The 13,605-nt window shown below is 59.9% G+C and carries 12 protein-coding genes and 1 pseudogene; 5 read left to right on the top strand and 8 right to left on the bottom strand.

All coding sequences use genetic code 11. The annotated features are described in order from the left end of the window. Positions 1-35: 35 nt before the first annotated feature. The 7 genes from PPTH39_RS21990 to PPTH39_RS21960 all read right to left on the bottom strand — a co-directional run bounded on the left by PPTH39_RS21990 (position 36) and on the right by PPTH39_RS21960 (position 6,914). Entirely contained in the window at positions 36-713 is a 678-nt protein-coding gene (locus PPTH39_RS21990; RefSeq protein WP_095018727.1) for an HAD family hydrolase, read from the bottom strand. Beyond that, a complete protein-coding gene (locus tag PPTH39_RS21985; protein WP_095020649.1) occupies positions 710-1,669 on the bottom strand; it encodes an HpcH/HpaI aldolase/citrate lyase family protein in 960 nt (319 codons plus the stop codon). Before PPTH39_RS21985 ends, PPTH39_RS21990 begins: the two co-directional genes overlap by 4 nt. Continuing rightward, positions 1,669-2,763, bottom strand: coding sequence for a cysteine protease StiP family protein (locus PPTH39_RS21980; protein WP_130872471.1), 1,095 nt, complete (start codon positions 2,761-2,763; stop codon positions 1,669-1,671). The genes PPTH39_RS21985 and PPTH39_RS21980 overlap by 1 nt, the downstream gene beginning before the upstream one ends. Next, positions 2,756-3,514, bottom strand: a complete 759-nt coding sequence (locus tag PPTH39_RS21975) for an HAD family hydrolase (protein WP_095031907.1) — start codon at positions 3,512-3,514, stop codon at positions 2,756-2,758. The genes PPTH39_RS21980 and PPTH39_RS21975 overlap by 8 nt, the downstream gene beginning before the upstream one ends. Further along, entirely contained in the window at positions 3,504-4,640 is a 1,137-nt protein-coding gene (locus PPTH39_RS21970; protein ID WP_095020647.1) for a phosphoribosyltransferase domain-containing protein, read from the bottom strand. The genes PPTH39_RS21975 and PPTH39_RS21970 overlap by 11 nt, the downstream gene beginning before the upstream one ends. A 77-nt stretch (positions 4,641-4,717) precedes the next feature. After that, on the bottom strand, positions 4,718-5,860 hold the full coding sequence (locus tag PPTH39_RS21965; RefSeq protein WP_095002480.1) for a trypsin-like peptidase domain-containing protein: 1,143 nt from the start codon (positions 5,858-5,860) through the stop codon (positions 4,718-4,720). Positions 5,861-5,900: 40 nt separating this feature from the next. Further along, positions 5,901-6,914: an ATP-grasp domain-containing protein gene (locus PPTH39_RS21960; RefSeq protein WP_130872470.1), complete on the bottom strand. Its 1,014-nt coding sequence runs from the start codon at positions 6,912-6,914 to the stop codon at positions 5,901-5,903. Between the two features lie 176 nt (positions 6,915-7,090). Here PPTH39_RS21960 and PPTH39_RS21955 point away from each other — a divergent pair, with 176 nt between their 5' ends. The 3 genes from PPTH39_RS21955 (at position 7,091) to PPTH39_RS21945 (ending at position 10,537) form a co-directional block, all read left to right on the top strand. Continuing rightward, the gene (locus PPTH39_RS21955; protein WP_095024395.1) at positions 7,091-8,386 is read left to right on the top strand and encodes a carbohydrate porin; all 1,296 of its coding nucleotides are present in this window, start codon (positions 7,091-7,093) and stop codon (positions 8,384-8,386) included. 91 nt (positions 8,387-8,477) lie between these two features. Further along, positions 8,478-9,938 carry an ArnT family glycosyltransferase gene (locus PPTH39_RS21950; protein WP_130872469.1) on the top strand — a complete coding sequence of 487 codons (1,461 nt, stop codon included), beginning with the start codon at positions 8,478-8,480 and terminating at the stop codon, positions 9,936-9,938. A 92-nt stretch (positions 9,939-10,030) separates the two neighbouring features. Continuing rightward, positions 10,031-10,537 carry a hypothetical protein gene (locus tag PPTH39_RS21945; protein WP_095018720.1) on the top strand — a complete coding sequence of 169 codons (507 nt, stop codon included), beginning with the start codon at positions 10,031-10,033 and terminating at the stop codon, positions 10,535-10,537. Positions 10,538-10,584: 47 nt separating this feature from the next. Here the strand turns inward: PPTH39_RS21945 and pmrG are convergent, their stop codons facing one another. Continuing rightward, on the bottom strand, positions 10,585-11,307 hold the full coding sequence (gene pmrG / locus PPTH39_RS21940; RefSeq protein ID WP_232527685.1) for a lipopolysaccharide core heptose(II)-phosphate phosphatase PmrG: 723 nt from the start codon (positions 11,305-11,307) through the stop codon (positions 10,585-10,587). Positions 11,308-11,648: 341 nt separating this feature from the next. Between pmrG and PPTH39_RS23935 the strand changes: the two are divergent. Together PPTH39_RS23935 and PPTH39_RS23930 are read left to right on the top strand one after the other, a co-directional pair. Beyond that, positions 11,649-12,743 (top strand): annotated as a pseudogene (locus PPTH39_RS23935) (methyl-accepting chemotaxis protein); the annotation flags it as partial. Beyond that, entirely contained in the window at positions 12,735-13,598 is an 864-nt protein-coding gene (locus tag PPTH39_RS23930; RefSeq protein WP_371928121.1) for a methyl-accepting chemotaxis protein, read from the top strand. The pseudogene PPTH39_RS23935 and the gene PPTH39_RS23930, both read left to right, overlap by 9 nt. The last annotated feature ends 7 nt before the right edge of the window (positions 13,599-13,605 follow it).

The following is a 13,605-nucleotide window of genomic DNA, read 5'->3' as shown; positions in this document are numbered from 1 at the left end:
TTACTGATTATTGACATGCTTTGCTTGCGCCTGGCTTACAGCTCCTCGCGCAAGCACACGTCAAGTGGCCGCTTGCGACGCCACAATGCGTGAAATTCACGCCAATGCGGCTCTTGAGCGGCTCCGAGCATCTGTTCATCGCCCCGGGTGTCACCCCAGGCACGCAGTGTGTATTGGTCCAGAGGCCCGTATTGCGCCTCCAGCCGAATGACTTTTTGTTCACAGCGACAGTTGGTGCCCTCGATATCTCCGGTCAGCACGCCATCGACTGAGGCCAGCCGTGTACCGATCAAGCCGATACCGAGTTTTTTGGCAAAAGGTGTGAGCACCAGTTCAGGGGACGCCGAGCAAATTGTTACCTTGGCGCCCTGCTCAATCTGGTTGGCGACGGATGTTAAGCCCAAAGGCCGCATCAGACGCTGCCAGGAAACGTCACAAAATGCTTCAGCGCGCTCCTTTACCCAGGCCTCTTTGGCGCCGGTCAGGTAGACCGCGATCAGTTTCTCTTTCAAATCATTGCGAGAAATCCTGCCCAGCAGGTAGCACGCCGTGGCCGGAATCATCCGCAACAGGCGCATCGCGAACAGGCGATTGCCAAAGGCAAAGCGCAAAAACGGCACAAAGCTGTCGTGATAGGTCAGTGTGCCATCGAAGTCGAACGCTGACAGAACCTGCTTGTTGCCTTTGTCCGATGTATTCAAAACGTCGTTCAACCCACTAATTCAGCCAATCTCAGGCTGCCTCCAAAAGTGTCTGTCGGGCAGGCGACTTCAGGGCGAACCCCTTGCCAATGTGCCCGTTCAATAATTGTTTGCGCCCATTTGTAATGGGTCGCAGGCTCGCACATGGCGTCGTTGAACTTGAACACCGCAGGCGCCGCCTCACTCAATATTTGGCGTGCGCTGTTGAGATCTTCAAGGCTGACTTGCAACGCCCTGTGGATAACTGCAATTTGTGACGGGTGAATCGCAGTTTTCCCTACAAGCCCGTGAGCCATATCCAGCGCCAGTTCCTGATCCAGCACGTGTGGCGTATTGAGCTGCTCGAACACCGGTGCGGTCAGGGCAAAACCTGCCGAGCCCATGATCCCGCACAACATGGGAATCACATAGCTCATGGGCGTGCTGTACAGGGTCATGGTTTGTGGACGACGCAAACCCAGGCAGCCCATCAGGTCGTTGCCACCGATGCGCAGGGCAATAATGCGCTCAGGCAACAGCTCCAGCATGGCGCTGCGCAGCTCTACCATGGCATTGGGCACAAAGACTTCCGGGGTTTCCAGAGTGGGCATCAGCATCAGGTCGTCGCGGGTCACCGCCTGCTGCCACTCGCGGATATTGCCCAGGCTGAGTTTGGGCACCACAAAACCGTCGACATGGCGCATCAGCGACCAATCATTAAGCACCGCTGCCATTGCCGCATCACGCGGGCGCACAAACAGGATCGGCCCGCTCGACGGACGGCCGCCACGCGCCTCGATGCCCAACAGCAGGTTCTTGAGGTTGTTCAGCCCCTGCTGCACGTCGATTTCGGCCACGGCGTCTTCCAGGCACACCACCAGCGAGCGTAAACCCTGGATCTTCTCGCCCAGCACCACATCCAGAATATCGGGACGGGTGGCCGGCATATAAAGTGTGGCGCCCAAGGCATAGGCTGAATGCTTGATCATCAGCGAACACTCCTGATTACGGTCACAGCGCGATACGGCCCCAGTTCATCACCGACTTCCTGGACCTCGATATTGGCCTGGCGCGTCAGGTGCAACAGCAGTTGCACGTCCTGATCGTCAAGGTTGCGCACCAGCACGTGGTCCGGTACCCGGCGCATCACGGCGCGGGTGGCCTCGGCGATACCCGGTTTGACCCGGTTGGGGTTGGTCACCGCAAACCGCGTCGAGATACGTTCGACCGCAGCTACCGCCGAGTGTTGCAAGGCTGCGGCCTGATCCAGTGTCCAGGGTTGCGCAGCGGGCAACGGGGCAAGCTGTGCCCGCTCGGTTTCGATGCTGTGGATAAAACTCATGGTCACGTCGTGTTCCGCCAAATGGTCATACACCACGCAACCATGCAGGCCCGGGGTTTGCGGCCAGATGGAACGAGAAACCAGCCCGGAAACCGTAGCCCCCAGAATGCCCGAGGGGATCAGCCAGTCTTCAGCGGACGCCGCCAGCCACGCGCGGCCACAAGGGTCCGCCAACACCACCAGGCGTGGGTCTGCCGGGAAACGCGAGTCTCCCGCCAGGCTTTCGCGGATCTGGCCGCTGATCGCGCCCTTGCCGGTCCAGCCATCGACAAACACGATGTTTTCGGCACCGTGGCTCTTGATGATAGCTTCGAGTGCGACGTTGTCGATTCCACGGTCACGAATAATGCTGATGCCGTAATGCGCAGCCTCGCGCCCCAGATCAAGCAGCGCCCGGCGCAGCAGTACACCCAGCGGTAAACCGGCGCGCACAAAGGACACCAGCGCAATCGAGGGGCCGTTGTAGCGCTCATTCAAGGCCAGCGCCAGCGCCTGCACATCGGCCGCCATGCGCGCGCCATTTTGCATCAGGGCACGCTGGTAAAGGCTTTTATGGGTGTCGGACGGCGCATGTTCCTGGCTGATCATCTCGGAGTAATGGCGTTGCCGGGTCTGGATCAGCCGCTCTTTTTCCTGCACGTCGGTGACTTCAATCTGCAGGGCGCGCAGTAAAAAGTGCACGTCATCGGCGTCATAGCTGCCACTACCGACGGTTTCCAGGCCTGCGAAAGCATTACTCATGGTCGACGCTCGCCAGCACATGAGCGGCCAACTGCCCGCGTTTGGGCGTGCCCCACCAGTCGCACTCGGCCATAAAGCCCAGGTCCGACACACTGTCACCGAAGCCCAGCAACGGGCGCTTGCCGTTGATCGCCTGATCGCGGCGGATCCACTCACGTACCGCTTCACGCTTTTGCAGGGTGATGGGCAGAAACGCCAGGTTGTTGCCATTGCCGTGTACATACAGGCCATCGAGCAACCCGCGCGCCCTGACCTCGGCCAATACGACGAGCAGCGCTTCGTCGGTTTCGTTGTTGTGCTTGGTGACCACGTAATTGGCCAGGCCCTGCTCTTCAACCACCCAGCCACGCAACGAAAAGCCAAGTTCGGCACCAATGGCCAGGGTTTGCTCGCTCAGTTGATGCAACCGGGTTTGCTCAAGGGCCAGCTCCTCGCACATGCGCGCATGCCAGACCGGGTCCAGCGAGCCGTCAGGCTTGAGAATCACGCCGCCGTGGGCACACACCGCGCCGTGGACGAACGGCAATTGCACACGTTGATAGGCCTCGATGCTGCGCGCAGTTACGGGGACGACATCGCTGGTGGCCAGCAGCCATTCCACAAAGCTCTTTTGTGTTGCGCTCATAAAGCCGTTGGGCTGGCCGTCCACATCCAGGGTGGCGGCAAAGCGTGGCTCATCACCCATTTTGCGGGCGGTTTGAAACAGGGTGTCGTCCAGATCAACGAACACCAGAGGACGATTACTGCTCATCAACGATTACCTGCGCATTCAACGCGCTAACCAGCGCCGGATCGACCGCAGCTGCCGGGGTTTCGCTGCAGATCAGCACCCGGTCGAACTGGCCGGGGGCGACGTTATAAAGAAAGTTGGGGATACCCAGGCCATAGTTATCCGAGAACGACAATGCATGATCGATGCAATGGCCCAAGGCAATGGGCGAGCGGCTGGTGGAGCTGAAGCGCACGTCGGCGCCCGCCCGCTCAAGGCGCTCGGCCAGCAGAAACGGGCGCCAGACAAATTCGCTGGTGCCGACCACCAAGACCCGTTCACCTGGGGCGACCTGCAGATCGGGCGCCAGGGTATCAAGGTGTTCGCGAACGCCCATGCGCCCCCAGTCACGGCTGGCATCAAGTGCCCAGTCGCCCTGGGCCACGCTGCCCACTTCGGGCATTTGAGGGAGTTCTGCGGTGGTATCTTCGGCGAACGTGTAGCGACCATCGAGCAAAGAGACGCTGCTGACATGATCGCCCATGGCCTTGCGCACAGCGTCCCGGGACCAGTCGGTCAGGGTCGTGGTGACAATACGCTCGACCGAGTTGAGCCCTGCTTCGGCCAGCGCCCGGGACAGATTGATAAAGGTATTGCCGGTAGAGGCTTCATCGTCCACCAGCACCAGCGAGCGGGCGTTGAGCATCATCTCGCGGGTGTGTGCGTCTTGCGGCAAATGCAGCAGATGCGAGCTGGCGTGGCTGTGCTCTTCTTCAAAACGGGCAAACAGTTCACTGCCCGTAGGGTGGCGGCTGCTGCACAGGTACACGCTGTCATCACGGGTCTGGCTGAGCGCGCGGTGCACGCCAGCACCCAGGCCAACGGCGGTTTCAGCCATGCCGATAACCAGCACCGGGCCGGGCAGGTCGGCAGGGATTTTTGCAGCCAGGGCATTGAAGCTTTCCGCCATCAGTGACGGCCGTGCCGGGATATGACGCCCCAATACACGGGAAACGAATAAAAAGGCGCGCTTGGGGTTTCGGCGCTCGGCAAAATCGAAAAGTGCCTGTGGCTCAAAGGTCGATGCATTGACCTCTACCTCCAGACGACCGCGCTTGAGGTTTGCATGCAATACCTTGGGTTCGGTCTTGGAATTACCGCTGTTCATTGATGTTTACTACCTGAACATACTGAAAAAATGGGGGACGATTAGGGAGACGGGGGGTTAAGACAAGTAAAAAATGGTTACTGAAGATGGCTGGCGTCAATCCGCCACAGTCCAGCCTGCGAAGCGCGTACCAACTCCGGCGTGCTCAACGAACGTTCACTGCACCCGCGCCGGGCCGGTACACGGGCTGCCTCAAGGAACGCCAGTACCAGTGCCGACTTGACAGCAAAGTTCATGTTCTGCGCATCCGCCATGCTCGAGGTCACCAGGCCACTGACCAATCCTTGCGGGTCAAACACCGGGCTTCCGCTGGAGCCGGGCTGAATCGGTGCGGTGAACTGCATCAGGCTGGCATCGTCGCGAAGGCCAAACAGGCCCGAAACCACACCTTGGGAAACTTGCACGCCACCGCCTGCCAGCCCGGCGAGCGGAAACCCCAGGGTGACGACACTTTCGCCCAGCTCACAGCCCACGCCCTCACGAAAAGTCACCGGGTTCAAAGGGGGGGCACCAATGACCCGCAGCAAAGCGAGGTCGTTCTTGCGATCGACCACCACAGACTCCGCCTTGTATCGACCTTCAAAGGACGTAATCGACAATTGCTCGAGGCCTTCAATGACATGAGCACAGGTCAAAATATGCTGGGTGCTTACGGCAAAACCAGTACCTGTAGCCCCTTGGCGCGCAACGCTGTCGTCTGATGCCTCAGGTCTCATGCGTTGCGGATGACGATCATCCAGAGCCAGCCCCAGGCGTCGGGCAAACGCGCTCAAGCCGTAGGCGGACGCTTCGGCGAGTGCGCGGATTTTCCATTGATCGTTGCGTCGGTACACCTCGGCAATGACCATTGCGCCATCACCGAACTCATCCAGTGCCAGACTGTGCTCGATCTGCTCACCGACCTTGAGCCGGAACTGGCCGAGTTCACGTAACGGACCCAGCGCGCCGAACACATAGAGCACCAGCAATACACGCTCACAATCTGCAGGCAATTGTTCCAGCACCAGGCTGAAGCGTGCCAGGCCGGCGGTGTCATGCCATGCCAGCCAGGGTTGCGGGGCGTGTATCAGCGCAGGCTCCCCGACGGGTTGGCGCTTGCCATCCACGGCCAGCAACGCCAGCCCCGCATAGTCACCCAATGCGCCCGCTCGCGAGCAGGTCAGGCTCATCTCACAACGCACAGATTCAAGGGCCGCATTGGCGCCCGGCATCAATATCATCGCTTGTGACTCCCCTGTGCCCGCGACAAACAAGAGCTGATCACCTTAACAGCTCTTCTCCGCGAACCGGAACCACCACCGTGATTGCCTTGACCTGCACATTCTCGCGCCATGTACTGGCTGGCACGGGCAGGCCCAGGCGGCGTGCGGCAAAGATACCCGGCAGGTTGACTCCGGCTTCGCGGGTGTAGCCGATACCGCCAGAATAGCGCAGGTTGATCTCCAGCAAATGCGGCTGGCCTGCGGCATCATCCCGGGTCTGCACATTGACGATACCGTCGCACTTGAAGTGCCGCGCCGCCTTGATCGCCAGTTCGACCGCCGCACCGTCGCGCTCGAATGTCTGCATCAGGCCCTGCTTGCGCCGCCCCACATAGGCCACGGCCTCGCCCGCCTCGCAGACCATGTCCACCGAGCATTCGCTGCCGGGCATATAAGGCATCACCAGCAACGGTTGGGGCGCATCCGATTGACCGTAGGCCTGGGCAAACACTGTCGCATTGACCTCATGGGCGTCGGCATTGGCAAAACTTCGAAACGGGTCCACGTTATCGGCCAAACGCCAAAAGCCCTGGCCGTAAATACCGCGCGTCGGTTTTACACACACCTGGCCGTCGCGGGCCAACTGGGCGTAAGCCGTTTCCAGTTCAGCCTGGGTGCTCACCGTCATCGCCGGTATGCACGCCAGTCCGGCCGCCAGGGCTTCACGGGTAAACGTCGACTTGTCGTCAACCCGCTCAAAGGTGTCCAGATCCAGAGCGCCAGTAACCAGTTGCAACCCGGCCGCTTCGAACTCGGCGCGGTGCGCTTCATATACCTGACCCACACGCCCGGCCAGCACCACCTTGATCTGCCGGGCGCTGGCCTGCTCGATCACCCAGCCGATGCGCTCCTGATTGTCTTGCGGCTCCCGCCAGGCGACATCCGCCAATCCGGTGATTTCAGGGCGATTTTGGCGGTGCGAGGCGAAAATTCGCACGGTGTCCGGCAGCGCCGCCCGGGCACCTGCAATCACATCGCGTTGGCTCGATTGCCCTTCAAGAAACCAGATCATGAACATCCCTTGGTACGGATAAACGCGGGAGTCTAGCGGATGGCCGCTACCAACGCCCTTAGTCATTAGAGGGAGGTCGTGTAACCAAATATGAAATTAATTAACTAAATAGTTCATAATGTGCGGCATCGTGTCGCGCCCCGTCGCCGACACTTCATATAAAGGAGCTTCTGTAGATGTTTTTCTCTTCCCGCGCCCTGCTGAACACCAGCCTGTGCGGCGGCTTGTCATTGCTGGCCCTGACGCCTGCCTGCGTACTGGCCGACACCACCGACAACCTGATGAACCGTTCGACCCTGACCGGCGACTGGGGCGGCGAGCGCCAAAAGCTGATCGACAAAGGCATCAAGCTGACCGGTGATTACAACTCCGAAACCTTCTCCAACTTGCATGGCGGGATCAAGCACGGCACCCGTTACTCGCAACAAGTGCGTATCGGTGCCCAGTTCGACCTGAGCAAAATACTGGGTAGCGCCGATGCTGGCCTGGTGCAAATCACCGTCAATGATCGTCGCGGTCACAGCGCCTCCGAAGACCTCGTAGGCAACCGCCTGCCAATCCAGGAAAACGCCGGCGGCAACTACACCCGCCTGTCCGAGTTCAGCTACCAGCGCACGCTGTTTTCCGAAGACCTGACCACCAAGGTTGGCTTTATGCCAATGGGCAACGATTTTGGCGGCATGCCGCTGTTGACCAGCTTCGTCAACGCCGGTTTCTGCGCGCATCCGCTGACCCAGTCCAATGGCAGCGGCTGGACCAACTACCCCACCGGCCACTGGGGCGGCGAACTGCGCTACACCGTCAGCCCGGCCCTGACCCTGCAAACCGCCGTGTTCCAGGTCAACCCCGAATACAACAGTCGCTCCTCCGAAGCCTTCAGCATGACCACCAAAGGCACTACCGGAGCGATCATGCCGCTGGAAGCGATCTTCACCAACAACGCCTGGCTCAATGGCCAATACAAAGTGGGCTGGTACTACGACACCTCCAATACCCGCAAGATTGGCAGCACGCAAAAAGCCAACAACCGCACCGGCGCCTATGTGCTGGTCGACCAGGCCATCTGGCGTGATGAGCAAGACCCCGAAAGCGTATTGCGCGCCTTTGGCCAGGCATCCAGCAGCAATGCCGCGACCTCGCCTATGCGCCACTGGTACTCGGTAGGCCTGGTCAAACAAAAGCCGTTTGCCAGCCGCCCCAAAGACAGCATCGCCTTTGCCTACGGCCGCGCCGTATTCAACTCGCGCTCCCGCGACGTGCAGGAAGCGGCAGCCAGCAGCCCGGAACAGGCGGACATGATCGCCAGCCTGGACAGCGGCGAGCAGTTGCTGGAGCTCAACTACGGCGCGCAAGTCACGCCGTGGCTGCTGTTGCGCCCGGACCTGCAATACATCATCGAACCAGGGGCTTTCTACGGCGCCAAGCGCAGCAATGCGCTGGTCGCGGGGCTGCAGGTCAAGGCAACGTTCTGACACAAGCGTTTGTGTAGCTTTCACAAAGCTTTAAGGTTTGCCCTCCTATACTCCAGTGCAGTACTCCATTCGATTGCTGCCTGGTAGCCCAATGCGTCTGACTCGTCCTGCCCTGCTGTTACTGCTTCTCGGTTGCGTGCTGTTCTTTTTTGCGCTGGGGAATCACCAATTGCAGGGCTCGACAGAGTCCCGCGTGGCAGGCATAGCCATGCAGATGCACCTGAGCGACGATTGGGTAACGCCCAATTTGCTCAATGCCCCCTTCCTGGAAAAACCACCCCTGAGCCTCTGGCTGGATGCAGGAGCCATTCGCGTATTCGGCGGCGAACTGTTCGCCGTACGCCTGGCTTCGGCCTTTGCCGGTCTATTTTGCGTGTTGTTGCTCTATGCAATGCTGCGCAAGCTGGGCCGCCCCACAGCACTGGCCTGGACAGCCGCCGCCATGCTGGCAACCATGGGCATATTTTGGGGCAACACCCGCCAGGTGGGCGAAGATGCCTTGCTCACCCTGGGCGTAACCATGGCCTTGCTGGCGTTTTTTCATGCCAACCGTCAACCCGGTTTTGCCCGGGGCAGCTGGCTGTTATTCGCGACCGGCATCGCCATTGCCACCTTGAGCAAAGGCGTACTGGGCCTGGCACTGCCGGGCGTGGTGATTTTTGTCTATCTGGTGTGTGAAAGCCTGCTGGAAAAACGCTTCAAGCCGCGCAACTGGCTACGCCCTGCCCTGCTGACCCTATTGGGGCTGATCCCGCTGACGGTCTGGCTGTGCATGCTCTATCAGCGCGGCGGCATGCCGTTAGTCAGCGAACTGCTGCTGACCAACAGCGTTGGGCGTTTTAGCGGCTCCTTTGTTGAAGCCGGGCATTACGAACCCTTTTACTACTACCTGCGAAAACTGCCCGAAGCCTTCCTGCCGTGGAACCTGCTGACCTATCTGGGTCTGTGGCACTTTCGCAAACAACTGCGCAGCAACCCCTTCCTGTTGTTTTTCTGTGTATGGCTGGTCGCGCAATTTGTGCTGCTCAACCTCGCCTCCAGCAAGCGGGCGGTGTACATGATGTCGATGGCCCCTGCGGCTGCAGTGATTGCCGCCGAGTACGCCCGGGGGCTGCTGGACTGGCTGTACCAAAAAAGCGCGCACTCGACCGTGGCCAAATTCTTCAGCGACAACCATCGCCCGCTTGCCATCGCGCTGCTGGCCGCTCTGGTGGGCGCCTACCTGCTGGCGGCCCATCGGGCACCGCTGGCCGACAAGGAACAGTCCTTCCAGCCCCTCGCCGCTGAGGTCATGAGCCTGCAGGCCAGCGGCAAGCAGGTCGCACTGCTGCGGCCCGACGAACGCCTCGGCGCCGTGGTGTTCTACAGCCAGCAGTTGCAGCACACCCTCAGTTCAACCGAAGAGTTGCAGGCATTCCTCAGCGCATCCCCCGACAATATCGCCCTGGTAGAAAACCCCGAGATACCGGGCATGGCCCTCAAGACTCTCGACAAGCTCAGCGTCGGCCGGCACCACTTCTACCTTGTCAGCCTGGCCGCTTCAGCCCCATAAACTTGATCCCGGGCAACGCAACCGCAGATACCGTGGCCGATCACGGCACATTGACTACGCTCCTTGGACAATTCCCGACCAAGGAGCCCGCCATGACCATCGGTATATCCAGCAAAACATTGAGCGACTACGACGCTCACCTGGCCTTCAATACGGCCACCGCCTTCTTGCGCAAATCCGATCTGGCCAACTATCTGATCGATCAGCTAGAGCAGCAGCATGTGAAACTCAATGTCGAGGTCAGCACCGACCCGGCATTGGCCAATCAGGAGGTGTCGAACAACGGCGCGATTCTATGGAACCTGCGCAGCAACCTGTCACCCGGTGCGAACCTGCCTGACGTGGCCGCCCTGCTCAATCGCATCCCCGAGCAACAAAAACCCTACATCACCAGCCTGTGGGCGCTGATGCACTTGCTCGCCCAGGCGTGCCAGCAATTGAACAACCAGCTCAACTTCCGCGATGCGGATGCGACCTGGCCATGGCTCGACGAAAAAGTGCTCAGCGCCAACGATATCGAAAACGTGGTGGCCCGCGAACTCAGCGACCTGCCATTGCCGGCAGAACAGAACTGGGATCGTTTGTTCAAGCACAATTGAGGGGGGATGGATTGACTCTATGGGCGCGAGCCTGCTCGCGCCCACGATTAGAACTGCGAGGCTTCAAACCCGTGACGGTTGTTCGGGGTGACCACCGGCACGATATTTTTCCAGTCTTTGGGCTCGATATAGCCCAGCATCTGCGGATCCTCGTTCGCGCCATCGGTCTTGATAAACAACGAAGCGCCATAGCCAAACGTGGTGCTGGTTGACAGGTTCATGTCCATCAACAGTTGGTCCATGCATTCGCTGTGGCTCACCAGAATCAGGTTGTGGCCCGCCACTTTGTGCTTGAGAGCATCACGCAGCATGCTGCCGCGGCAGTTGAACAGCCAGTCCTGCGCCTCTACCGGGCGGGCAAACATGGCATCGGCGGTTTGTCGGGCCCGGGTCAGCAGGCTGCTGTGAATATCAGTATGGCTGAGCCCCAACTGCCTGAAGTCTGCGCCCAGCGCCTGAACTGCTGCTTCACCGCGCACCGTCACGCCGTCCATGGGGCCCAGGCACTGGGCCGAGGAACGGTCGCAACGCTCGCCGTGTCGAACCAGCGCAATCACATCACCCTTGGCCCAGCTGTCGGTGAGCAACAACACACGATCGGCATGGCTGGGCTGCGCCAGATCAGGCGGGGCCGCAGGGGCCAGCAGCCTCAATGTCAGCGCAACGGCAAGCGCACTTGCCACGATCACCACCAGCACATTTTTGTAACGGAGCAGAGCACGACGCAACAGCGTACGGTTAATTCCGGTCTGATCAAGACTCAACGTCACGATGCTTATGCCCTCTGCGCCAGCCAGTGATATCACTGACCGACACCCTATAGCGCGAATATGACAACGGGTCGCTTCGCGGCCCGGCGGTATAAACAGACTTGCATAAAGCAGGTCTCTATTAGCTGAACGCAGGCTAAAAAAAGGGAGGTCAGAGGCAGGTGAAACGGATGTGAAAAAAAGCGTAAAAGCGCAATCCAGGCACGCTACTCAAATGGATAGGTTGTTATGTGAACTGGCGCCCAACAAAACGTTTCAGCTCTGGCGAATGCAGCCGATACCCCTCCAACACAACACTCGGCTGGGTCAAAAAAAATAATTCCCTCCAGCGAACTTAGATCATGCGTGCAGCGTTCCTGGAGAACTCTATGAATAGATGGCTGAGCAATATCAGCGTCAACCTGAAACTGTCCCTGGGCTTTGGCCTGGTACTGGCCCTTACCTGCGTAATGGCCGTCAGCAACTGGATCAGTCTGGGCCAGATGATTGATCGCAGTAACTGGATGAGCGACATCACCCGTTTAAACACCGCGTTTACCAACCTGCGGGTGACGCGTTTGCAATACATGCTGACCGATGGCGACGAAACTGCCGCACAAAGTGTACAGGCCAGCATTGACGCGTTTTCTGCGCAACAAAGTCAGCTGATTGCCACCTTCCAGAGCCCGGAAAACCTCAAGTTGCTCAAGGAGCAACAAGCCATCATCGGCCGCTACGAGCGTGCACTGGTGAGCATGCGCAAGGCTTACGTCGAGTCCGCCGCATCCCGTGCCGACATGGACCGCAGCGCCGCTCTGGCCCAGGACGCCATCACGACGTTGCTGAACCGCGCCCTGCAACTGCCCGCAGGTGACGAAAACCGTTTTGCCATGTACCAGAGCGTGTCTGAAGTACGTGAACAGTTCCTGCTCTCGCGCTATCAGGTGCGCGCTTATATTGCTGCGCCCACCCCCGCCACGGAAAAGGCCGCACGCCAGCAACTGGACGCGGCCCTTGCCAGCCTAGACCGCCTGAGCTCGCACTTTGCCGCCAATGCCGGCGACACCCTGCGCACCCTGAACAAAACCATGGAGCAGTACCAGCAGGCGCTGGAGCTGTACACCAGCACCGCCAACACCATCATTGCCATGCGCAAGGACATGACCGAATACGGCTCCAGCATCCTTGGCCGCAGCGATGAGCTGTACAAGATTCAACTGGAACGCCGCGACATCGAAAGCGCCACGGCCAACAGCATGCAACTGATCACCACCTTGCTGGTATTGCTGTTTGGCATCACCGCGGCCGTGATCATCACCCGCCAGATCACCGTGCCCCTGCGTGAAACCCTGGCCGTGGTCGATCGCATCGCCAGTGGCGACCTGACCCAGAACCTGCGCGTCACCCGTCGCGACGAACTGGGCGTGTTGCAACAAGGTATTGCACGCATGGGTACGACCCTGCGCGAGTTGATCAGCGGTATCCGTGATGGCGTCAGCCAGATTGCCAGTGCCGCCGAAGAGCTGTCCGCGGTGACCGAGCAAACCAGCGCCGGGGTCAACAGCCAGAAGATCGAGACCGATCAGGTGGCCACCGCCATGCATGAAATGACCGCCACCGTGCAGGAAGTGGCGCGCAATGCCGAGCAAGCCTCGCAAGCCGCCGCGGCCGCAGACAATGAAGCCCGTGAAGGCGATACCGTGGTCAACCAGGCCATTGACCAGATCGAGCGCCTGGCGGTGGAAGTGGGTCGTTCAACCGAAGCCATGGCCGTATTGCAACAGGAAAGCGACAAGATCGGCAGCGTGATGGACGTGATCAAGGCCGTGGCCGAGCAGACCAACCTGCTGGCCCTCAACGCCGCAATCGAAGCAGCCCGTGCCGGTGACGCCGGGCGCGGTTTTGCCGTAGTGGCCGATGAAGTGCGTGGCCTGGCCCAGCGTACGCAAAAATCCACCGAAGAGATTCAAACCCTGGTCGCGGCCCTGCAAAGCGGCACCCAGCACGTGGCCACCGTGATGCAAAACAGCCGCACCCTGACCGACAGCAGCGTGACCCTGACCCGCCACGCAGGCACCTCGCTGCAGGGCATCACGCGCACGGTGTCGAATATTCAGTCGATGAACCAACAGATTGCCGCTGCTGCCGAACAGCAATCTGCGGTCGCCGAAGAGATCAGCCGCAGCATCGTCAACGTGCGCGACGTGTCCGAGCAAACCGCAGCGGCGAGTGATGAAACGGCCAAGTCCAGTGTTGAACTGGCGCGGCTGGGTAACCAGCTGCAAGAGATGGTCAGCCACTTCAAGGTGTAGAGCGCTC

It is taken from the genome of Pseudomonas bubulae (assembly GCF_900618535.1).
GTDB classification, from domain to species: Bacteria; Pseudomonadota; Gammaproteobacteria; order Pseudomonadales; family Pseudomonadaceae; genus Aquipseudomonas; species Aquipseudomonas bubulae.
Note: the sequence above shows the minus strand (reverse complement) of the source record. Positions and strands in the feature narration are given on the sequence as shown.